Here is a 21,739-nt window from a genome sequence, read left to right as displayed (position 1 = left end):
ACATAGCTCTGCCGGATAAAACCAAATACAAATGATTTTGTAGCGGAATCAAGTGCTTCTATTGTGCTGCTGTTGCGTCGCACTCTTGTGCGGTTGGGAATTCTATGCATCAAAAAATACACCTAAAATCCATCCTTATTCACTCCACTTGTATGCCTCACTAACAGTCCCGGATGTACGCTGTCCACCCATTTTCCCTCCATGAATTCAGCGATGGAAAACCTCAATCCTTTCAGCAACATATTGTTTATCAACTTGCAAAAAGCACTTCACTCTACAAGCATTAATATTTTGTGGAATATCTGTTTACTTAGTTGAGGATTTAACTTATATATTGTGTTATTGTTTTTTAAGGTTTAAGAAATGACGTGATTTTTAGGCGAGGTAGCGAGAAAGTTTTTTAAAATAAAATAGATGTTAACTTTTTATGGCAGATTACACTAAATATAAAAGGGGGTCCGAATGGAGGAAGTGGGATTTACATATTCACACACCTGAAACAAAGAAGAACGATAATTTCGAAGGCGCAAACTCCGTTGAAAAATGGGATAATTATGCTAAAGCAATTAATGAATCGACAGAAGATATCTCCGTTGTTGGTGTAACCGACTATTTTAGTATAGATAACTACTTTAAATTTAAAGAGCTGACCGACATTGGAATTATTACAAAGAAATTTGAAATGATATTGCCAAATATCGAAATTAGGGTTTCGCCAGTAACAGCTTCTGCCACTCCCATTAATATTCATTGTTTATTTAATCCAGATATTGATACTGATATAGAAAATAGGTTCTTAGCAAAACTCAAATTCTCATACGGCGGTAGTGATTATTCGGCAAAGAAAGAAGAATTAATTCGTTTGGGGAGGGTGCTGCCAGGTAATAGTACTTTAGATGATGCTGCAGCTTTAAAAGCAGGAGTTAGTCAATATGTTATTAGTATTGACTCTCTAAGAACGATTTTTGAGAGGGATGTTAAACTCAGAGAGAATACAATTATTGTGGTTTCTAATAAAAGTACCGATGGCGTTTCGGGAATAAGAAAGCACGAAGATTTTTTTGTAAGTGCAAGTGAGTCACAGTTAGACGCTACTCGTTGGAGTATATATCAGTTTTCTGATGCGATATTTTCGTCCAATGAAAATGATGTTCTTTATTTCACTGCAATGGGTCCTGACAATAAAAATACGGTTATTGAAAAATGTGGTTCTTTAATGCCATGTTTTCATGGTTGTGACGCTCATGATAATCTCAAAATATTCAAGCCTGATGGAAATAGGTTTTGTTGGATAAAAGCAGACCCGACCTTTGAGGGCTTAAAGCAAACATTATATGAGCCAACCGATAGAGTTAAAATTCAAGCATTACAACCAGATATAAAGAACGAACGATTTGTTATTTCTGAATTACAATTTAGTGATACAAATCATTTATTCGGGAATCAGAAAATTTTCCTGAATGAAAATCTAAATGCAATAATTGGAGGTAAATCTTCAGGTAAATCTCTGCTTTTATATTCCGCAGCTAAGTCCATCGATCCAGAACAAGTTAATAAAGCTTCAAAGCGTCTTGATTTTGAAGGGTATAATTTTGAACCATCATTTGACTTTAAAGTAACTTGGAAAAATGGCGATGTAGATACATTAAGAAATGACGACTTAACGAGTAAACTTCATAAAATAATTTATATCCCACAACTCTATATAAATTATTTGGTAGAAAAAAACAATAAGGAAGAACTAAATACTTTAATAAAAAACATTCTTCTTCAAGACACTGTTTTTAAGGATTTTTTTGATAAAAAAGCCGGTGAAATTAGCGACACTTCTAATGAAATTGAAAAATTATTAAATAGCTTTTTGCAGGTTAAGTCCAAAGGGAATGACATTTTGCAAAAATCCAATGAGTTGGGACGATCTGATTCTATACAAAATGGGATGCAACGAATACAAGCGGCAATTACAGAAGGACAAAAGTTGTCAAACCTTTCTGAAGAAGAATTTCAAGAGTATAGTCGTTTGATGTCCTTAAAATCAACATTGGAAACTCAGCTTGTCCAACTTGAAAGTAAAGAAGCCGTTTTAGTGAAAGTACTTAATGAAGTTGTTTTAACAAGGCATCAATTGTTAGGTATCAATGATACCGAAAAGGATATGTATTTGAAAGGGGAGGTAGATCGGATTATTGATGAACTCACTGAAATACCAGATGATGTGGGTAAGATAAGAGTGAAGTTAGATGAGGATTATGATAGCCTAATTAGAAATCTTAACGCTGGAGTAGCAGATATTAAGTTTAGTGAAACTAAAATTGCTATTAAGGATCAAGTATTAGAGTTGAATAGTAAGTTGGCTCCATTCCAAGAGAAGCTTGCAGGACAAAGTGAAATCCAAAAACTGGCCGCACAATTAGATGCTGAAGGATTAAAATACCAACAAGCCGTAAATTTTGAAAAGCAAATACAGGTACTAAGAGATGATCATGAAAATATTAAAAAGCAAACAGTTCTACTACTAAAGAAAAGGTATGCTCTATATCAGTTAATAGTATCTCATATTAACGAAACTAAACAAATAATTGGCCCTGAGATAGCACTTAACTGCAAGTTGCTTTTTAAAAAAGAAAATTTTGCTCTTTTCGATCAAGCAAACAAAGCTGCGATTTCAAATGATCATTATTTTAATACTTTGTTTTCAATGAATCTTGTAGATTATGCCAAGGTCCCAGAATTGTATTCTAATTCCTTAAGAATAATAGATGAAAAATTGGTAGTGTCCCCTTCTGTTTCTATCCCATTGCGGCAAAAGATTGGAATTGAGGCTGTTTTAAGGGGAATAGTTAGCGACTCCTTTGAATTAGATTATACTGTTTCTTATAAAGGAGATGATTTGCTTAATATGTCCCCAGGTAAGAAAGGCACAGTTCTTCTTATTCTTTTTTTGCAAATAAGTTCTTCTGAATATCCAATTTTAATTGACCAGCCTGAGGATAATCTAGACAATAGAACAATTTATGAATTGCTTTGTAAAATGATAAAGCAAAAAAAGAAGGAACGTCAAATAATAATTGTTTCCCACAATGCAAATTTGGTGGTAGCAACGGATACTGAGAATATAATTGTAGCAAATCAAGAAGGTCAAGGGTTGCCTTTGCGGCCTGGTGTAACAAGATTCGAATATGTCAATGGTTCACTTGAACATTCATTTGAATCAGCAAGCACAACAACTACGGTATTAATGCAACAGGGAATCAAAGAGCATGTTTGTGATATTCTAGAAGGTGGCGATGAGGCTTTTAAACAGAGAGAGAGAAAGTATTCAATCAAGTAGAAGCTTTTAATAGTAAACTCTACTGGCAAGTGTTCTACCTCAGTGGATCACTTGATGCTAACTAATTCTGCCCCGATTGTGATAATCCTTTATAAAATGTCTTCATCAAACCGGTTATCGTTCTAAAAATAAAAAATATTAATACATTGTAGTATGGGAAGATTTCGCAGATTCTTATGGCAAAGGATAGGTTGGATTGTTTCAGGTCTTTCAATTGTATTTATTGTTGTGCCCGTAATAGTCTATAGATTAAATTTTGGTGGTTTCATGTCAGATAGTAAAGGTGATTTTGGAACTTTTGGTGATTTTATGAATCCCTTTTTATCTTTAACAAGCATAATTCTATTAGGCTATATATCATTACAGACATTTATTACCTCAAGAAATTACAATGAGATTCAGTTAAGACCGCATTTATTTCTTGAAGAGGTATCCTCAAGTATGGCTAATCATTCTTTCGTTTGGCAACTTACCTTGGTTTCAGAAGCGCCTGCCGTTAATGTTTTTGTAAGGTTTAATTTGGGAGGGGCAAATTTTACGAAATGGGTTTTGTGTCCTCCCTTCTCTAAGAATAAAACACCCTTAGTTTTGACTTGGATTAGAAGTGCCCCATCAATTGAATTAATGTACTCTGACATTACCGGTCAAAACATTTATGGTATTCGATTGGCTAATAGATTGCATCAACCTTTTTCACCTAATCGAGAGTTGTTTAATTTAGAGGTTAATAGAGTCCGTATACCTTCAGATTTTCACATAGATCTTGATTTGTCTTACAGAAGTATGTTTGTGGTGCCTGGCAACCCCCCACCGTATCCGACTTTTGTTCAGAGAAATTTAGTTTAGACTTTAGCCACCCCCATCTGGTCCAAGTATAGTAACGCTGGCGCAAGATCCGATAACTATCGGATGAGGCGTAGCTTTTGTGTATTGGCTTCTTCCCGCATAGCGGGACAAGTAGTGCCTAAATCAGACTGTTTAAATTTGTTGGTTAATTGTGGCCAAGGCTCTCATACCCTCGCAATAACACTCTGTAATAATCAGCACATCATTTCACAAACCTTCAATAATGGCTTTCTCAAATTCCACCCATCGCTCATAACCCTGGTCATTTAAATGAACGCCGTCCTTTGTTAGTTCCTGCATCAATTCGCCGGATGCGTCTGCAAAATGAGTGTACAGATCAATCACCTGGTAATAGCCTTTCGCCCTGTTTTTTTTAATGCGTTCGTTGATCAAAATAATATCGTCTTTCAAAAAAGGCCTTCTTGTTGGAAGCAGTGTGCGCACATAGATCTTTGTAGTGGGCGATTTACGGTGAATCCGCTTTGCAATTTTCAGGATGTTGGTTGCAATATACTCAGCTGATGGAACAAATTTATCATACACAAGCGTACGGTTATCTTCAGTATGATGAAGACTGAACAGATCATTAATTCCAATTAAAATAAAAACAGCTTTTGGTTTGAAGTAAATAATTTCATCCAAACGTTTGAGTACGCCATCCGTAACATCGCCAGAAATTCCCCTGTTACGGATATGAGCAATTCCGAACCGGCTGCTCCAGTCTTTTCCGCCTTCTGTAATACTGTTACCGATAAATACAATTTCATTAAACGTCAAGGGGTCCTTTGCAAACTCTTCGATTCGTTTTGGATAATAATTTTTTGTCCAGTTGTTGTGATAGGAAGATGTGTTTTCCTTCTTCGGAAATAATCGCTTCATCTTCCGGGCCGAAGGTTGTGACGATTGTGCAAAAATGCCGATGCTGAAGAGGAGGAAAAATAAACCTGTACACGCTTTTTTCATACTATAAAATGCTGTTGTCTAAAAAGAAGTAAACGTTAAACTGAAAACGAATTCACCAATTTACAATTTATTTTATTCGTGCGCCAGTCAGCGAAAATCAGCTAAGCTTCATTACAACAGATAACGCAAAGCCCTGTCCCGGTGAAGAACGGATCGTAACCTCTCCGTTAAAAAGAGAAGCCCTTGCTTTGATATTCATCAGCCCGATACCCGTTGCTTTTTTTGATGTGTCGAAACCTATACCATTATCCTGTATCGTTAATGTTAGTTGCTCATCATCCTGCACAATGTTCAACGATACTGCAGACGCTTTTGCGTATTTCAAAATATTGCTGAACTGCTCCTGGATAATCCGATACACAGTGAGCCGTAGCTTTTCAGACAGCTTCTCTTCATCCAACCCGGCAGTTTCCAGATTTATTTTTATGTCGCTGGTACTTGTGATGTTGTAGATCACTTTTTCAATGGCCTCCTTCAACGTCGTTTTCTCCATAAACGGAGTGATCATGGAGTGCGATAAATTTCTGATCTCATGAATAGCAGTCGAAATCAATTCATCTGTTTGTCGCTGGTATAAAAAAGGTGGTTCCGAACTGTTCTCTTTATTGATCATCGAAAGAAAGAGGCGGGCGCTGGCCAGTATCTGTTGAATATTATCGTGCAGTTCACGGCCTATTTCCTGCCGTTCGTTTTCTTCTGCAGTTATAACAGCATCAGTGATCTGCAGTTGCCGTTCCATTCTTTCTTGTTCGAGCTGAATTTCTAATTGCTTTCGTTCTGTGATATCTGTACATGCAAGCACAAGACCAAATATTTCTTTCTCCTCATTGGGGATCGGAAAAAGTCTGATATCATACCAGAACGACAAATTATCTGCAAGATCATACCTTGTTTCAAATGTTACTTGTTCTCCTTTTACTGCTCTTTGTACTCTGTCTGCAAGAAGCAATTTCCTGTCGGCTGTAAGAAAATCTTGAATATTGTCTCCCGTTTTCAAATACCAGGAAAATACCTTTTTCACATAATCGGCTGCACGGTGGTTAAAAAGAAGAATGGTCAAGTCGGATTCAAGTAATAAGTAAGCAGTATCAGTTACGTCAAATACTGTGCGGAGCCGGGCTTCAGTTCGCAGTAGTGTATCACGGGTTCGTTTGTGCTGTTCTATTTCCTGTATCAATTTTGAGTTGATCAGTGAAAGTTCCTTCGTACGTTCTGTTACTTTTTCTTCCAGTTCTTTTTTATCGCTTGCCAGTTGCGATTTTGTTTTTTTGATTGCCGGCACTTCTACAATTTCCCAATTGCCTTTTCTTTTCGACACGGCTATCTCGTGTACCTGCGATACATCAAATACTGCCTGTGCATCACATTTGTCAAGAGGATAGGTACAAAGCACAATCATACGATGCTCTTTGAGGCTGTCGTTCAGGCTTCGTTCATAGTCGATGAAATTTTTCCACATGTCCCGTTCGAGCCAGGCCTCGTTGCCGCTTACACGCATGCCATCAAATCCTTTGGTCAATGATAAGTTCAATTGTTCATACCAGCCATTGATCACAATATCCGGTACAAATGTTTGGTCTTTCAAATACCAGTCGGTGTGGGAAAGAATAACGATCTGTTGATTTTTTTGATAGTCATCAAAGTCGTGCATTTCATTTCGCAATGCGTCGTAAGCATCTTCTACCGATACAGGATCGGAGGTGATCCATAGACAGTATTCATTACTGAGTAACCCGGCTTTGAAATAGGGAACAAGTATTTGCAGCAGGTCTTCTTTTGATTCAAAAAAATTACAAAAATGTGAACCCCATGGTAGTTCTCCCAGAACTTCTATCCCTGAACTTCTAAGTTCAAGCTGATCGCCCTCATTTGCTGAATTGCTGGGCATAGGAGCGTATTTCTCTTAAATATACATTTTTTGTTTCTGAAAGACGGGTATTGTTTTGATGAAGACGTTTGTACTACTGAATCCCGGGGCCGACGGAATAGTTTTAGCTAATCATTAGGTTGTTCGATGGTAGATAAATGTCAAATAGCACGACGCACAACGATACATATTTTAGCAGCCGTTCTGTTTCAAATCTATCTTAATGTCCAATTGTTACTACCAGGCAAAAGAAGTCTCGGGGCAGGTATTACGGTTAAGATTTGGAAACACAAGCTTCTCGGATGGGGTTGAATATAAATTCCCATAGAATGAATCGCCATAGGCTCTAATATAAATTATATCGCCGGTATGAGGGACGTAGTTAGAAAATGCTATTTTGGCAATAGTAAGTACATTAACTCCGTTTTGAACTTGATATATTCCACCGTCGGCTTTAATTGGAGAATCAATCGATATGCCAGTTGCGTTTTTTCGATGGATCAATCGTACATATTTTTCTCCTGTTATATTGGGAGAAGAAATATCTATTGTAAGTTTTACACTGTCACCAATCATAGTTGCGGATAAAGAATTTACTGTAACTGTACTTGGAGATCCCAAATTAATGTCATTAATTCCCAGCGATGAATTGACAGACTTGATATGAACTTTGTATGTACCATACCCTGGTTTTGCCCATACAATCACAAGCGAATCTCCTGTAGAAGGGGTAAGCAATTGATATTCTCCTGCATTATTGGCTTTCGTAGTAATTAGTGGATTTGAATTTTCTACGAATATTGAAGTTCCCAGACTACTTTGCTTTGTTCTTCCTTCGTCATATACAAAAACTCTGCTTGTCAAAATTTGTTCTTCAGGTAGGTCTTTTGGTTTTTTACAAGCGGCGATAATCATAAAAAGAAGAAAAGAGAGGGAGGCTGTTTTTTTCATGGTAATGATTTGCTTCGAAAGATACACATCGCTTTATTTTTTTGCAAATTCTCGTGCCAATAAAAAAGTAATTATTGAGTCTGCCCCAAGCTGTCACGCAGTGGACCTCGGGATTTATATATTCTATTACAAAGAGTCGGTTACAGCAGACCGTGTGCCGACGAATATTCAACTGCTCAATATTCCTCTCCGCCTAATATAGCTGTCATCCCGAGGAACGAGGGATCTGCCGAACAGTGTTGTCATAAACAGGCTTTCTTGTTTTCTAATTTGATGTCATGTTTATGGTCTTCAACCATCTTTTGCCGCTGTTGGTGTTCCGGATAAATAGTAATTCATATGCACGCCGCCGTTGCGTGTTATCAGCAACCGCTCATGCATTGCAGCAGACCCATGTCCGAGGGCGAGACAGCATGCCAAAAAAATTATCAGGGTTTTCTTGCCATTATTTTTTGAGGAGATGTAATACCTGCTTTTAATTTTTCAGCTATCAATAATGCACGCTCAATTTTTTTATCACTTGATTTTACCATGTTCACTAAGGCAATCAATCCTCGTTTATTTCCGGCGGTCAAGTGGTCAAACACTTCTTTTGCCTTGCTATCGGTTGCCATTACTTCTGCAAATTCTTCAGGAACGTTGAACTGTAATGCTGTCTTGTCAATTTCAATAGCCACTGTTACTTTACTGTTGATCGTTAAGTTCAATTGCTTTAAATACTTTGCAGCAATCATCACGTAATACATTCCTTCCTTTGTTTTCATAATAGCAGCATGTATTTCCAGCTTATTATTCATCTTGCAAACAACTCGTTTATTCCCGTCGGCTGTCAGTCGCTGAACATCCTCACTGCCTAACTCAATATAATGCATATAACCGGTTCCAAACTTCTGAATTGTATAAGCTCTGGCCATTTTCATATCTAAGTATAACGGATACTTCAACAAATTTGTTGAGCTATATTGCAGAAAATTACAGCAGAGTGCCTTTGCCAGTTTGAGACTATTGTTAATTAACCTACTGGCGGAAGTGTTCCACCTCAGTGGATCACTTAATGCTAATTAATTCTGCCCCGATTGTATCGGGGAAAACGTTGGCATCAATCGGCCCGTAAAATTTGGTAGTGTACTTAGCGGCATATAATTTAGTGTAAGACGTTATGCTGCAAAAACAGTCATTATAAAAAACAGAAGTGAAATCACTCATTACATATTTTTCAAAGAAAGGCTTTTCAGAAAATGATTTGTCTGCATTTTTAAGTTGTATAAGAACACGAACATTTACTGCAGATGAATTGATATTATCGAAAGGACAAGTAGAGAACTATCTCTCGTTTATTGATACCGGCACTATCCGGTATTATGCAGCCGTAAAAGACAAAGAGATTACATTTGATTTTGCTTTTAAGAATTCTTTTTATTGTGCTTATGATTCGTTTTACAACAGAACGAAAACAGAAGTATATATCCAGGCATTAACGAATTGTCAATTGTATTCTATATCGTACGACGATCTGCAGCATCTTTATCAAACCTGTGAAACGGCCAAAAAACTTGGTCAGATCTCAACTGAATATCTGTTAGACAAGAAAGTAAAAAGAGAATTAAACCTCTTGACAAAAACGCCCCGTGAACGATATGAAAAATTACTGGCAGAACAGCCGGCATATATTCAGCAGATTCCCTTGAAATATCTTGCATCCTATATCGGTGTTGTACCCGAAACGTTAAGCCGCATCAGGAAACGCATTTCTTGACCAAAGTCAATTTGTTCCACAGTTTAGAAAGGTAGGTTTGTATTCTATTTTAATCAACAAAATAAAATACAAATGAAGGTTACCATTACACATATTGATACTGCCTGTGTATTAATCAATATCAATGGATTTAAAATTTTAACCGATCCTACGTTAGATAAAAAAGATGGATTCTTCCCGCAATATGTCAGCCGCCCGTTGGCATTTTCAAAAAAATATATTGATCCTGCTTTGACTGTTGATGAGATCGGGAAAGTTGATTTGGTTTTATTAAGTCACGATCATCATAGCGACAACCTGGATAAGCGTGGCAGGGCTTTTATTCAAACTGTTCCACTGGTACTTTCTACAAAAGATGCGCAGCGTCGGTTAAAAAATAAGAACACGATCGGTCTCCACGATTGGCAGGAATATCACATTGAAACGGAGAAGGTAAAACAACTGAAAATAACGGCGATACCTGCGCAGCATACAAATATCAAACGACTGAATAAAGTGATGGGTAAGGTGTTGGGTTTTACAATCGAATGGGAGGGGCAATCAAATGGCTGTATGTATATTTCCGGCGATACGGTTCTCTTCGAAGGGATTGATGAATTAGCAAAAAGAAAAAAAGTAGATATCGCTATTTTACATTTAGGCGCCGGAGCTTTTCCGTATTTAAAAAAGAATTTACGGGTTACAATGAATGGAGCAGAGGCAATTGAAACGGCTAAGCTTTTACATCCCAATCTTATTATTCCCATTCATTACAAAGGATGGTGGCATTTTAAGCAACCTGTTAAGTCGTTGAAAAATGAAATCACAGCATCAGGTCTGCATGAAAAATTCTTATGGCTTGAAAGTGGGGTTGAAACAGCATTGGCTGAATAGAAATTTCAGAGAAACAGAGTAGCGCTTACACAATGTCGTATGCCTCTCCTGGCGAAAGTGTTCCACCTCCGTGAATCACTTGATGCCAATTAATCCTGCCCCGATTACATCGGGGTAGCAGCAAACTGAAGATCCTTTTTTTGCAGTAAGATCTTGCACCATCATTCAACAACAATGCACCTTCATGTCTGTCAAAGTATAGAAACGCTGGTGTAGGAATAATGAGAAGATTTTGTGTGTTGGCGTCGTGTGCCTGTATAACATACTTTCTAAATTTATTGGTCAATTGTGCAGTAAGCCGCAATCGGCTTTGCTCAGCCGTCGCCTCATCCTTGCGGCAGTCAGCGCCATCAGTTTGTGCAGGCGCTGCACGAAGACTCCGGTTTTACATGATATCAATTTCACTAATCGTAACGATTTCTGATCATCGTCATATGAACAGGAATATTGCAGTTGTACTTTGTTTGTTCTTAAACAACGGAGTGTTGGCCATGCAATTCTATGCTTAGTGCTATTTTATCGTTAGACAGATGATTCTATGGAGGCCCGATTTTGATCATCTGTTCAATTTATTTCACACCATTCATCTGTCCATTACTGTGTAAATTTTCTCCTGCCCTGTAATTGTAACATCGCTAAAATAATAATCATGAAAGCAATTTTACTAAAGCTGATTGTTTTGTGGAGTGCTTTGTCTATTGCAACGCAGGGCAAGTCTCAGAACTTATTAGCAGATGGCGGTTTTAATACCACTACATCCATTACAGCATTTTACACAGATCCTGTTCCATATTATACCTGGAGCAGTTGGCAAAATGGAGGAACAAACATCAATGCAGTAGTAGAAGCAGGTGTTTGTCATTACTATCTGTCCAATGCAGGCAGCAGCTCATGGGAAGTGCAATTAGACCAATGGGGTTTTGTACTGACGCAAAACATGCGTTACCGTTTAAGCTTTGATGTAAAAGCAGATGCCAATCGCAGTTTTGGTGTATATGTAGGAGAAAATGGAGGAGGATGGACAAATCTCAACGCCGGTAATTATAATCAGACAGCAACCACAAACTGGCAAACCAAAACAATGGAGTTTGATGCAACAGTTGTATTTCCATTACACAAATTAAGTTTTGAAATGGGCGGGCAAAATATTGGGATGTATTTTGATAATGTACTGTTGCAACAAATTGGAGCAGCAACTCCACCGCTGGTAATTATAGCAGGAAACTTTCAAAGTGAGTTAGGTTGCAGCAGCGATTGGATGCCGGATTGTAATACGACAGCCTTAACCTATAACAACAGCACCGGTTTGTATAGTGGTACATTAAATATACCCGCCGGTTGTTATCAATACAAAGTAACAGTTGGAGGTAGCTGGGCAATCAATTATGGCGACCAAGGCATTGCAGGTGGGGCAAACATCAGTTTAGCTGTACCCGTTACAGGAGCTGTTTCATTTACATACGATCCCGCTACACATCTTGTTACCACATCGCCTTATGCAAGTGGTTTTTCCTCTTATTGTTTGCCACAGGTGGTACTCGCAGGTTCAATGCAAAATGAATTGGGTTGCAGTGGCGATTGGGATCCTGCATGTGTAAATTCAAAACTTACGTTTAATACGACAAGCGGTTTGTTTGAAGGAACATTTATGATACCCGCAGGTTGTTATGAATACAGGGTTGTAGAAAACGGCGACTGGGTAACAAATTTCGGCCGGTATGGAAACCCTGCCGATCCGAACTATTTACTGTCCGTTCCGGGCAGCACAACACAGGTAAAGTTTACCTACAATCCAGTTACACATATGGTGCAATCGCTGTATAACAGTTTCGTATGTCAGCCAAATGCTGTTACAATTGTAGGTAGTTTTCAGAGTGAACTTGGTTGCAGTGGCGATTGGCAGGCCGGTTGTATTAACACGGGTTTGCAGTTTGATGCTGCTGCTCAATCATGGGTTGATACGTTTTTTATTCCGGCAGGTAAATGGGAATTTAAAGTAATACTCAATAATTCATGGGTTGAAAATTATGGTATGTATGGTCAGTTGAACGGCGATAATTATGTGCTGGATGTTTGTTTCCCATCAAATGTTATTTTCCGTTATAATCATGACGGTCATTGGGTAAATACACAATTTATAACAAATGGTGTTTGCGTAACAAAAGTGTACGATCCGAATATAAACGGATATACTGATTATGGTGAACAACTGATGCAGGGTATTTCTTTTACTATTACAGGTAACGGATTTACGCAATCAGCTGTTACAAACAGCGAAGGAAGAGTTGCCTTTACCGGAATGCCGAACGGGGAATATATGATCAAAGAAACTATACCTGCAGGTTACTATACAACGATTGCTGATTCGCAAATGGTTTACGTGTATGATGGTATGGCAACTGTAAACTTTGGTAATGTGTGCTTAGGAGCAGGAGGAGCAAAGGGCATGGGTTACTGGATGAATAAACAAGGTGAAGCTGCTGTGAAAGCTGCGTTCAAAATGGATCAGGTTTTATGGGAATTACGCAATCTGAATTTACGTAATGCAGATGGTGGTTCATTTGATCCATATTTGTTTTCTGATTACAGAAACTGGTTACAGAATGCAAATGCAAAAAATATGTCGCACATGTTGTCTGCACAGCTCTCTGTTATGTATTTGAATTATCTGATGGGATATGTTGATGCAGGAAGGTACGTCTATACACCGGGTTGCGGTTTCTGGAGCGGGAAGTTTATGAATGTGAATGTATTGATGTGGTATACGAATTATTACCTGCAATTCACTCCTTCATCAACAGGTAATGATCCTGAGCGGTCTTATCTTGAGTGTTTGAAAGATGCATTGGATCATGCAAATAATAATTTGACATTTGTGCAACTGCAACCATGCGGAGCAACAGCACCTGCACGTGTAACAGAGGAGCCTGTTATTGCAAGAGTGAATGCTTTGAAAATATGGCCAAACCCAAGCAACAGTTCCTTTACATTGCGCTTTTCAGATGCTGCTGTAAACGAGCCGGTGCAAATCAGAGTATTAGATGTAACCGGTAAACAGGTTTATACAGTAAAAGGTTTTGCAAATACCGATTATCGTTTTGGGGAGCAGTTTAAACCGGGAGTTTATTTAGTTGAACTGATAAGAAGTAATGAACGCAGTACAATGAAATTGGTAAAACAATAACTACCGATTCACTGTAAAGCAAGGGCCACCCGTTTGCGGGTGGCTTTTTTATGGTAAAGTTTTTCAGAAAATGAATTGTTTCGATCTTCCGATGGCGCAGGTCTCCCGACCTGTGACGCCTCGTAAGCTGTCTTCTGTATACAGTGATTGCATACAATAACAAATTGTTACAGCATCAGCAGGCAAAAAAAGTCACGGTTAAGAATCAGGTCAGAGACCTGGGCAAGAAAAGCTGTGGTTTTACCCCCGCTTCACAAATGCCCGTGTTTTCACCATTGCATGTTTTCCGTTTAATTTCTACATTGTTTCAAAACACTTGAAAGATGAAAAACAGGAAAGACAATGTTGTTCCGGATAAAATTGATATCCGTGACAGGATGTATCAACCCGCTGTTACAACGGCTCCCCGCAAAGAATTTATTCAGCAAATACAATTGCCGGTATTGCATCAAAAAGAAACCAGCGCCTGCACCGGCTTTGCATTGGCAACCGTGGTGAATTATCTCGCACGCAAGATCGATTATGAACAGAATAAAAACTTTGCCGCATCACCCTTTATGCTGTATTCTATGGCCCGCCGTTACGATGAATTTCCGGGCTATCTGAAAGATGAAGGTTCCAGTTTAAGAGGTGCCATCAAAGGCTGGCATAAACATGGTGCCTGCGAAAACCGTTTCTGGAAAACACTTGAAATGCCTAAGCCCGATATTAAAGGGGAAGAAGGCGACTGGTGGCTCAATTCCGTGAACTATCCGTTAGGTGCGTATTACAGAGTGGAACCGAAAAGTATTGAAGACATGCATTGTGCCATCAACGACCTGGGTATTTTATATGCAAGCGCCGTTTGTCATGCGGGTTGGGATCATCCGAAAAAATCAACGCATCATCCGTACATGGAGATTCCAAAAACAAAAGTAAAGGAGAGTGATGGGGGACATGCCTTTGTGATCATAGGTTATAATCAAACAGGTTTTATTATTCAGAATTCATGGGGCAAGGGTTGGGGTACCGATGGTTATGCCGTGTTAACGTATGAAGACTGGCAAGTGAATGCCATGGATTGCTGGGTAGCGCAGATGGGTGTTACCACCGATCTTCATTTGGCCATTGCCGGATCAGCTACACTGCGGCTTGATAAAAATAATAAAGTGGCGATTGCTGCTGATTCTATTCTCAAGAAAAGGGAACTCGATCCGTTTATCATTGACATGGAAAACAATGGCCGCTTGAGTAACTCAGGAGAATACCGCACTACCGAAATGGATATTGAAGCATTGGTAACACAACACGCAGGCATTGCAAGAGAACGATGGGGATTAAAAAACAAAGCGATGGATGTTGCTATTTACGCACATGGTGGTTTGGTGGGTGAAAAATCGGCAGCGGATAGCTATGCCGTTTGGTGTAAAAAATTATATGATGCACAGATCTTTCCCATTATGCTGATGTGGGAAACGGATATTTTAAGCACCATCAACAATATAATCAAAGATACTTTGCTCGATCAGGAACCACGAACCACAGGTGGTTTCATTGACAGGATCATCAATTGGAAAGATGAACGGCTTGAACGGTTGGCAGCACCTATTGGCAGTAAAGTATGGAAGGAGATGAAGGAAAATGCAAAGGCCATCAGCTATGAAAAAAACAGCGGCGGACAGTTGCTCTATAAATATGCAACATCAGCCAAAAGTGAATTAAAGAGTCATATCAATATTCATCTCATCGGGCACTCGGCAGGTAGTATTGTGCACAGTCATTTGGTAGAGAAATTAGTGAGCCTTGGCTGGTCGTTTAAAACGATTCATTTTATGGCCCCGGCAGTAACGAATGAATTGTTTGATGTGACTATTCTCAAAGCGCTTCAAAATAAAAAAGTAAGCAACTATTATCAGTATCATTTGAGTGATGATGTTGAACTGAAAGATAATTGCTCCATCTATTCCAAATCATTGCTCTACCTTGTTTCCAACTCCTTTGAGCCGGGAAGAAAAACGCCCATCTTAGGTATGCAGAAGTTTTTTGAAAAACAAAGCAATTATCAGTTGGCGAATATAAAATCGTATCACAGTCCGGGAGTGTACAGCAAAAGCACATCGCATGGCGGATTTGACAATGATGTTGCTTCTATTGATACGATCATTAAGAATATTAAAAAGTAGTGTTGTAAACGGAGCCCTTCATGTCGTTGGTAGATCATCCACCCTACGGAGCTGCGTCATGTCGACGATAGAGCCTGTCCCGCCTTACGGGACGACATCTCTACATACTGAAACTGTTGCAATACAATCATGCTGTTAAAACAATAGCACTCTAATGAGATAGAGATCCCTCGTTCCTCCCGCCGATTGCGGGACAGGTCGAGATGACAGCTTTTTTGTACCGCAAAATGTAAGTCAGCTAATAATCATACTGCAGCACATAGGATGATTGTGTAAGTACAAATGTATTTCACCACAGTAGTACAAAAGCTTAATCAAGGCGTTTGCAGGAACATGGGGGTAATATGTTCCTGCTTGACTTTTTGTTTCTTTTGTGTCAAGACAAAAGAAAAAGCAGTTGTGGTAACACAACTACTACCAGAACCTCATCACTTTGTATCGCAGCAGAAGTGAAACCGCTTGTTGCTGATTCCTTAAACTTCACTAAGTATTCACAACAAGGGTAGGAGAATGATTCTGTATTGTTTCACAATCATCAATCATATTCTTCAACCATCCCTATCTTTGCCCAACTCATGGGGTGCCACACTAAACAGGGCTGAGATCATACCCACATACCTGATCCGGGTAATGCCGGCGTAGGAAAATACAAGTTGCATGTGCATGCCCTTGAGTGAATAAAATAAACAGTTATGAATGTTCACGAATGGGCGCAGCAATTTGCAGTGCAACTGAAAGCAGTTCCCTTACTCGAATGGATCGGTGTTGGTTTTGGCGTAGCCGAAGTATTACTGGCAAGGGCCAATAAAATTGCATTGTATCCCTGCGGTATTATTGCCGTTATCATTTCAACGTATATCTTTTTCAATGCAGGATTGTATGCAGAAAGTGCATTGAATCTCTACTACTTCATCATGAGCGTGTATGGCTGGTGGTTTTGGTTAAAACGAAAACATCATGCAGCACCTGCAATCAGCAGAAGTACAAAGCAAGACTGGACAATTACAATTGTAATTGTTGTTACAGCATTTGTGTTGTTGTACACCGTGCTTATAAACTTTACTGATTCTACTGTTCCGCTTGCTGATGCATGGGTGAGTGCCACGGCATGGGCTGGCATGTGGTTATTGGCCAAACGCAAGATCGAGAACTGGATATTACTCAACATCAGTAATGCCTTCGCCATTCCGTTACTGCTGTATAAAGAGCTTCCGCTGTATGCTGCATTGACTTTGTTCTTATTCGTCATTGCCATCTTCGGTTATATTGATTGGAATAAAACCCTCAAACAACAAACACATGCACCTGCAGTTGAATAAAAAAGAGATCGCTGAAATAAAACGTCTTTGTTCTATTTCGGAACAGAAAGGGGCATTAACGCCTGCGTTGTTAAACATCATCTACAAAAAGAAATGGTTCAAGTTATTTATTCCAAAAGCGCAGGGTGGACTTGCTTTGAATTTAGTTGATGCATTACAACTGGAAGAACAGTTGGCATACATCGATGGCAGTCTTGCCTGGACGGTTACACTCTGCTCAGGTGCTAATTTCTTTGCGGGCTTTATGGAGCAGGAAAAAATTGGCAAACTGTTTCATGTAAATAAGATCTGTATGGGTGGAAGCGGAGCAGCCACAGGAATTGCCACGCAAACAAAGGATGGATATACAGTAACAGGCAGATGGAAGTATGCAACAGGTACACCGCATCTCACACATTTTACAGCCAACTGCATCATTCATAAAAACGGCAAACCTGTTTTGCAGGAAGATGGTACTGCATTGATCCGTTCGTTTTATTTCAAACGCAGTGAAGTGAAGATTCATCACGAATGGAAAGCAATGGGCTTGAAAGCAACCGCCAGTCACAGTTACAGTGTAAAGAAATTAAAAGTAAAAGCTGAGCGTAGTTTCATGATTGATGCTGCACATGCCACACTGGATCATCCCATCTATACTTATCCGTTTATGCCTTTTGCGGAAACAACATTAGCAGTAAATACGTTGGGCATGGTTTGTCATTTACTCGATGAAGCCGCAACTGTCTTTTTACAAAAGAAACCGAACCCTGTTGCTTTTCAACAAGCCGATGCTGCACTGCAAACAGCCCGGCAGGAGATCAGTAAGATGCGTATTGCTTTTTATAATATCGTTGAGCAATCCTGGAATGAACTCATTACTAAGAAAAAGATCTCTGCAAAAACAACAAAGCAGATCAGTACAATCAGCAGGAAATTGGTAAAGCTTTGCAGAAGCCATGCAGCAGAGGTTTATCCTTATTGCGGATTATCAGCAACAACACAGCCATCAGAACTCAACCGTGTGTTCAGGGATTTGTTTACAGCCAGTCAGCATGCGTTGTTGACGTATGGGAAATAGAAGAGTTGTTTTGTAAAGAAGTACAATCTAAAATCAAATTAAGTAACAGTGATGCAGCAACTCAGATATCTGCGCAGGAAAAGTTCTTGCGGTAGTCAGCTTCAGTATGCCGGTTAGCAGGTACCCGTTCCTTCCCAAAAAAAGTTTCAGATTTCCTGTAACAATTCTGTAACCCCTGTATCATAAAGGAAATTTTAAACATTTTAGCAATGAAAAAACAAGCCTTACTGCTCGTCCTCAGCTTTTTTGTGATCCTTTTCCATGCCAATGCCCAGCATGCTTTTCGTGTAACCATAACCGGTAAAGGAGCTCCCGTGTTATTGTTTCCGGGCTTTGCCTGCACTGGTGATGTATTTAATGAAACGGTAGCGGTTTTATCAAAAAAATACGAATGTCATGTGTTCACCTTTGCAGGTTTTGGCGATGTACCTGCGATTGAAAAACCCTGGCTTCCAAAAATTAAAGACCAGGTGACAGCATATGTAAAAGAAAAAAAGTTAAACAATGCAGTGATCATTGGTCACAGCATGGGTGGCACACTCGGCTTGTGGTTGGCAGCAACAGAACAAACCCTGTTTAAAAAAGTAATTGCCGTAGATGCTTTGCCTTGCACCGGTGCATTGATGGTACCGAATTACAATGCTGCAACAATGATATACGATAACCCGTACAGCAAACAGATGCTGCAGATCGATACAGCTACCTTCCGCACACAGGCCAAACAGCAGGTGGCATTTATGATGTTGAATAAAGAAAAACAAAGCAAGGTGATTGACTGGATGATGCAGGCCGATCGGCAAACATATGTGTATGGTTATATTGATTTGCTTAAATTGGATCTGCGGGAAGACGTGGCCAATATTAAGATTCCGGTTATTGTATTAGCGGCCACACATCCCAACAAAGCCATGATCGAAAAAACATACAACGAACAATATGCAAAGCTGGGCAACAAAATGATTCACTATGCAGATCAGTCAGCGCATTTTGTAATGTATGATCAACCCGATTGGTATCTCACTAAACTAAAAGAAAACATTCAGTAACGTGCCGCAACAGGAACTGTTTAACAATATCTATCAAACACATTACGACAAAGTGCACCGCTTGTGTAAAGGTTACTTCAACGGGCACGAAGGAATGGCGGCCGACGCAACACAGGAAATTTTTCTGAAAGTTTGGCAACACCTCGACGGCTTTCGTGGCGAAGCAAAACTGAGTACATGGCTCTACCGCATTGCTGTAAACACCTGCCTGTTGCAGTTGCGTAAACCGGCCACAACAAAAGAAATAAAAACCGAACAGTTACCCGATGTTGTTGCCGAAGAATACAATCCTGTAACAGACGAACGATTGAAAAAGATGTATGGCTGTATTCAGCAATTAGATGAAACGGGGAAGATGATCATCCTGATGGTGCTGGAAGGAGTGGAGTACAGTGCCATTGCAGAAGTGGTGGGCAGCACCGAAGAAACATTGCGGGTGCGGATCCACCGTATTAAAAAACAACTTTCAACTTGTGTACAACTATGACCTCCTTTACAGATTTAGAAAACGCTTGGCAACAGCAACCCGGCTCGGGTGAGCAACGGCCGCAACCGGAAACATTGATCAGGTTAGCTGAACAAAAAGCTAAACAGGTACGAACTAAACACGTGGTGACGATGGCCATTCTATCGATCACCGTGCTTGTGATCATCTGGTATTTTGCAACCTATGCCGGAACAACCTTCAATCGTTTTTCCATTGGTTTGTTACTGATGATCGTGTCCTTATTGATCCGTATTGTGATTGAATACATCAGTTTCAGAAAGCTGCATACGATCGATGTACGTGCCGATTTTAAAACCTACACAAAACGGGTAACAGCATTTTATACTAATCGTCGTTTGATCCATCTCATCATTACACCGTTGCTGTTTGCAGCTTATGTAACAGGATTTGTTTTATTGCTGCCCGTATTTCAGGAACAGTTTTCTGAAGCGTTTTATATCTATGTACTTGTTTCAGGATTTGTAAGCATGGCTGTGCTGGCATTTGTAATTCTAAAAGCAAACAAGCGTGAACTGAAGTTATTGGCGCATTTGAAACAGTCGGCAAAGAAGGAGAATGTGTAAGTTGATTTTTTGAATGTGATCCCGGCAGATCCCTTGTATCCACAGGATGACAACCCCATCGATCATCAAAACAAACATTATAAATTGATCAGCCCGAATCACAACTTGTCATCCTTATAATCAGAATTTGATTGTGCAATTACAACTGTATTTTTTGTATCTCTGCAAATATGAAGCGGATGAAAAAAAAGGCAGGTTATGTTTTATTTCTCTTCATCAGCACAATTTTACTGGCTGAAATTGTGTTGCGAATCTATAATCCATTTCATTTTCGGGTGAAGGGAAATACGGTGCAGCTTCCGGTTAATCAGAAATATAAAATTTCAACCAACGCAAGTGATGGACTTGATTCAGTGATCATACACACAAAAAATCAATTAGGCTTTCGTGGTCCTGATATGGGGAAAGATTTTGCAAACCGTTATTCCATTTTTGTAGTGGGGGGAAGTTCAACAGAATGTTTACTGTTGAGTGATGGAGAAGATTGGCCGAATATATTGTTGAAGAAATTACAACCACAGAACCCAAACTTGTGGATCAATAATGCAGGAATTGATGGCGCATCTTCGTACGGGCATATTTTATTATTGCAGCAACATCTGTTGCGCTTTAAACCAAAGATGATCATCTTTATGTTAGGCATTAACGATATCAATCGTGTTGATATAAACGGATTCGATAATCTTGTATCCATCAACAAAGCTCCTTTGTTTGTACGTGCTGCTGAGTATAGTGAGTTGTGGAGTACGCTGTTGAATCTGTATCGTACAAAAAAAGCAAGAGATAAAAGTCTAACGCATAACAGCATTTCTGCTATCATTGATGGTAAAACCGCCATGAGCGATGCGAACATGAAAAAACTAAACTTCAACTTACAAGGGGGCGATGGCAGTTTAAAAGCAACATATAAAAAGCGGCTTCTCTCGCTCATTGAGCTCTGCCGTAAAAATGAGATCAATCCCGTGTTTATAACACAACCTTGTATTACAGGAAATGCGGTTGACAGTGTAACCGGTAAGAACATGGCTCATATTCAGGTTACGGCCAGCATGAAAGGAAATGAATTTTGGGAACTGTTACAAGCTTATAACCGCATTACAATTGAAACTGCAAATGAAGAACAATGTTTTGTTATTGATGCTGCCTCTTCTTTTCCTAAAAGCAGGCAGATGTATTATGATCTGATGCATTTTCGTAAGGAAGGTGCACAGGCATTTGCAGATACGGTGTACACATCTTTAGCTCCTTACCTTTCATTGGTTCAACAACAAAAATAAGAAATGAAAGCAATAACTTTCCGTTTCTAATATAAG

The 21,739-nt window shown here is 39.3% G+C and carries 16 protein-coding genes; 12 read left to right on the top strand and 4 right to left on the bottom strand.

Annotated features, from left to right (window positions below):
• Positions 1-427: 427 nt before the first annotated feature.
• Together H4075_RS14030 and H4075_RS14025 are read left to right on the top strand one after the other, a co-directional pair.
• A complete protein-coding gene (locus H4075_RS14030; RefSeq protein WP_182801461.1) occupies positions 428-3,331 on the top strand; it encodes a TrlF family AAA-like ATPase in 2,904 nt (967 codons plus the stop codon).
• Positions 3,332-3,484: 153 nt separating this feature from the next.
• The gene (locus tag H4075_RS14025; protein ID WP_182801460.1) at positions 3,485-4,177 is read left to right on the top strand and encodes a hypothetical protein; all 693 of its coding nucleotides are present in this window, start codon (positions 3,485-3,487) and stop codon (positions 4,175-4,177) included.
• 207 nt (positions 4,178-4,384) lie between these two features.
• Here the strand turns inward: H4075_RS14025 and H4075_RS14020 are convergent, their stop codons facing one another.
• From H4075_RS14020 to H4075_RS14005, 4 genes are all read right to left on the bottom strand, one after another.
• Positions 4,385-5,140 carry a GDSL-type esterase/lipase family protein gene (locus H4075_RS14020; RefSeq protein ID WP_182801459.1) on the bottom strand — a complete coding sequence of 252 codons (756 nt, stop codon included), beginning with the start codon at positions 5,138-5,140 and terminating at the stop codon, positions 4,385-4,387.
• A 97-nt stretch (positions 5,141-5,237) separates the two neighbouring features.
• The gene (locus H4075_RS14015; protein WP_182801458.1) at positions 5,238-7,028 is read right to left on the bottom strand and encodes an MEDS domain-containing protein; all 1,791 of its coding nucleotides are present in this window, start codon (positions 7,026-7,028) and stop codon (positions 5,238-5,240) included.
• 216 nt (positions 7,029-7,244) lie between these two features.
• A complete protein-coding gene (locus H4075_RS14010; protein WP_182801457.1) occupies positions 7,245-7,958 on the bottom strand; it encodes a hypothetical protein in 714 nt (237 codons plus the stop codon).
• Positions 7,959-8,386: 428 nt separating this feature from the next.
• Positions 8,387-8,878, bottom strand: a complete 492-nt coding sequence (locus tag H4075_RS14005) for a YdeI/OmpD-associated family protein (protein WP_182801456.1) — start codon at positions 8,876-8,878, stop codon at positions 8,387-8,389.
• 272 nt (positions 8,879-9,150) lie between these two features.
• Here H4075_RS14005 and H4075_RS14000 point away from each other — a divergent pair, with 272 nt between their 5' ends.
• The 10 genes from H4075_RS14000 (at position 9,151) to H4075_RS13955 (ending at position 21,703) form a co-directional block, all read left to right on the top strand.
• Entirely contained in the window at positions 9,151-9,714 is a 564-nt protein-coding gene (locus H4075_RS14000) for a Crp/Fnr family transcriptional regulator (RefSeq protein WP_182801455.1), read from the top strand.
• A 72-nt stretch (positions 9,715-9,786) separates the two neighbouring features.
• Positions 9,787-10,587, top strand: a complete 801-nt coding sequence (locus H4075_RS13995; RefSeq protein WP_182801454.1) for an MBL fold metallo-hydrolase — start codon at positions 9,787-9,789, stop codon at positions 10,585-10,587.
• Positions 10,588-11,236: 649 nt separating this feature from the next.
• Positions 11,237-13,771, top strand: coding sequence for a pullulanase X25 domain-containing protein (locus H4075_RS13990; protein WP_182801453.1), 2,535 nt, complete (start codon positions 11,237-11,239; stop codon positions 13,769-13,771).
• Positions 13,772-14,094: 323 nt separating this feature from the next.
• Positions 14,095-15,933, top strand: coding sequence for a C1 family peptidase (locus tag H4075_RS13985; protein ID WP_182801452.1), 1,839 nt, complete (start codon positions 14,095-14,097; stop codon positions 15,931-15,933).
• Between the two features lie 692 nt (positions 15,934-16,625).
• Positions 16,626-17,252, top strand: a complete 627-nt coding sequence (gene pnuC, locus H4075_RS13980; RefSeq protein WP_182801451.1) for a nicotinamide riboside transporter PnuC — start codon at positions 16,626-16,628, stop codon at positions 17,250-17,252.
• On the top strand, positions 17,233-18,309 hold the full coding sequence (locus H4075_RS13975; protein WP_182801450.1) for an acyl-CoA dehydrogenase family protein: 1,077 nt from the start codon (positions 17,233-17,235) through the stop codon (positions 18,307-18,309). The genes pnuC and H4075_RS13975 overlap by 20 nt, the downstream gene beginning before the upstream one ends.
• 209 nt (positions 18,310-18,518) lie before the next feature.
• Positions 18,519-19,355, top strand: a complete 837-nt coding sequence (locus H4075_RS13970; protein ID WP_182801449.1) for an alpha/beta fold hydrolase — start codon at positions 18,519-18,521, stop codon at positions 19,353-19,355.
• Position 19,356: 1 nt separating this feature from the next.
• The gene (locus H4075_RS13965; protein ID WP_182801448.1) at positions 19,357-19,842 is read left to right on the top strand and encodes an RNA polymerase sigma factor; all 486 of its coding nucleotides are present in this window, start codon (positions 19,357-19,359) and stop codon (positions 19,840-19,842) included.
• The gene (locus tag H4075_RS13960; RefSeq protein WP_182801447.1) at positions 19,839-20,426 is read left to right on the top strand and encodes a hypothetical protein; all 588 of its coding nucleotides are present in this window, start codon (positions 19,839-19,841) and stop codon (positions 20,424-20,426) included. Before H4075_RS13965 ends, H4075_RS13960 begins: the two co-directional genes overlap by 4 nt.
• A gap of 179 nt (positions 20,427-20,605) precedes the next feature.
• Positions 20,606-21,703, top strand: coding sequence for an SGNH/GDSL hydrolase family protein (locus H4075_RS13955; protein ID WP_182801446.1), 1,098 nt, complete (start codon positions 20,606-20,608; stop codon positions 21,701-21,703).
• The last annotated feature ends 36 nt before the right edge of the window (positions 21,704-21,739 follow it).

This window comes from Lacibacter sediminis (assembly GCF_014168535.1).
In the GTDB taxonomy this organism is placed as follows: domain Bacteria; phylum Bacteroidota; class Bacteroidia; order Chitinophagales; family Chitinophagaceae; genus Lacibacter; species Lacibacter sediminis.
Note: the sequence above shows the minus strand (reverse complement) of the source record. Positions and strands in the feature narration are given on the sequence as shown.

Excerpts from the sequence above, each read along its gene's own strand:
- H4075_RS13985 (WP_182801452.1), top strand. The coding sequence starts at position 14,095 with ATGAAAAACAGGAAAGACAATGTTGTTCCGGATAAAATTGATATCCGT.
- H4075_RS13990 (WP_182801453.1), top strand. The coding sequence starts at position 11,237 with ATGAAAGCAATTTTACTAAAGCTGATTGTTTTGTGGAGTGCTTTGTCT.
- H4075_RS13955 (WP_182801446.1), top strand. The coding sequence starts at position 20,606 with ATGAAAAAAAAGGCAGGTTATGTTTTATTTCTCTTCATCAGCACAATT.
- H4075_RS14030 (WP_182801461.1), top strand. The coding sequence starts at position 428 with ATGGCAGATTACACTAAATATAAAAGGGGGTCCGAATGGAGGAAGTGG.
- H4075_RS14020 (WP_182801459.1), bottom strand. The coding sequence starts at position 5,140 with ATGAAAAAAGCGTGTACAGGTTTATTTTTCCTCCTCTTCAGCATCGGC.
- H4075_RS14015 (WP_182801458.1), bottom strand. The coding sequence starts at position 7,028 with ATGCCCAGCAATTCAGCAAATGAGGGCGATCAGCTTGAACTTAGAAGT.
- H4075_RS14010 (WP_182801457.1), bottom strand. The coding sequence starts at position 7,958 with ATGAAAAAAACAGCCTCCCTCTCTTTTCTTCTTTTTATGATTATCGCC.
- H4075_RS13970 (WP_182801449.1), top strand. The coding sequence starts at position 18,519 with ATGAAAAAACAAGCCTTACTGCTCGTCCTCAGCTTTTTTGTGATCCTT.
- H4075_RS14025 (WP_182801460.1), top strand. The coding sequence starts at position 3,485 with ATGGGAAGATTTCGCAGATTCTTATGGCAAAGGATAGGTTGGATTGTT.
- H4075_RS14005 (WP_182801456.1), bottom strand. The coding sequence starts at position 8,878 with ATGAAAATGGCCAGAGCTTATACAATTCAGAAGTTTGGAACCGGTTAT.
- pnuC (WP_182801451.1), top strand. The coding sequence starts at position 16,626 with ATGAATGTTCACGAATGGGCGCAGCAATTTGCAGTGCAACTGAAAGCA.
- H4075_RS13995 (WP_182801454.1), top strand. The coding sequence starts at position 9,787 with ATGAAGGTTACCATTACACATATTGATACTGCCTGTGTATTAATCAAT.
- H4075_RS13975 (WP_182801450.1), top strand. The coding sequence starts at position 17,233 with ATGCACCTGCAGTTGAATAAAAAAGAGATCGCTGAAATAAAACGTCTT.
- H4075_RS13960 (WP_182801447.1), top strand. The coding sequence starts at position 19,839 with ATGACCTCCTTTACAGATTTAGAAAACGCTTGGCAACAGCAACCCGGC.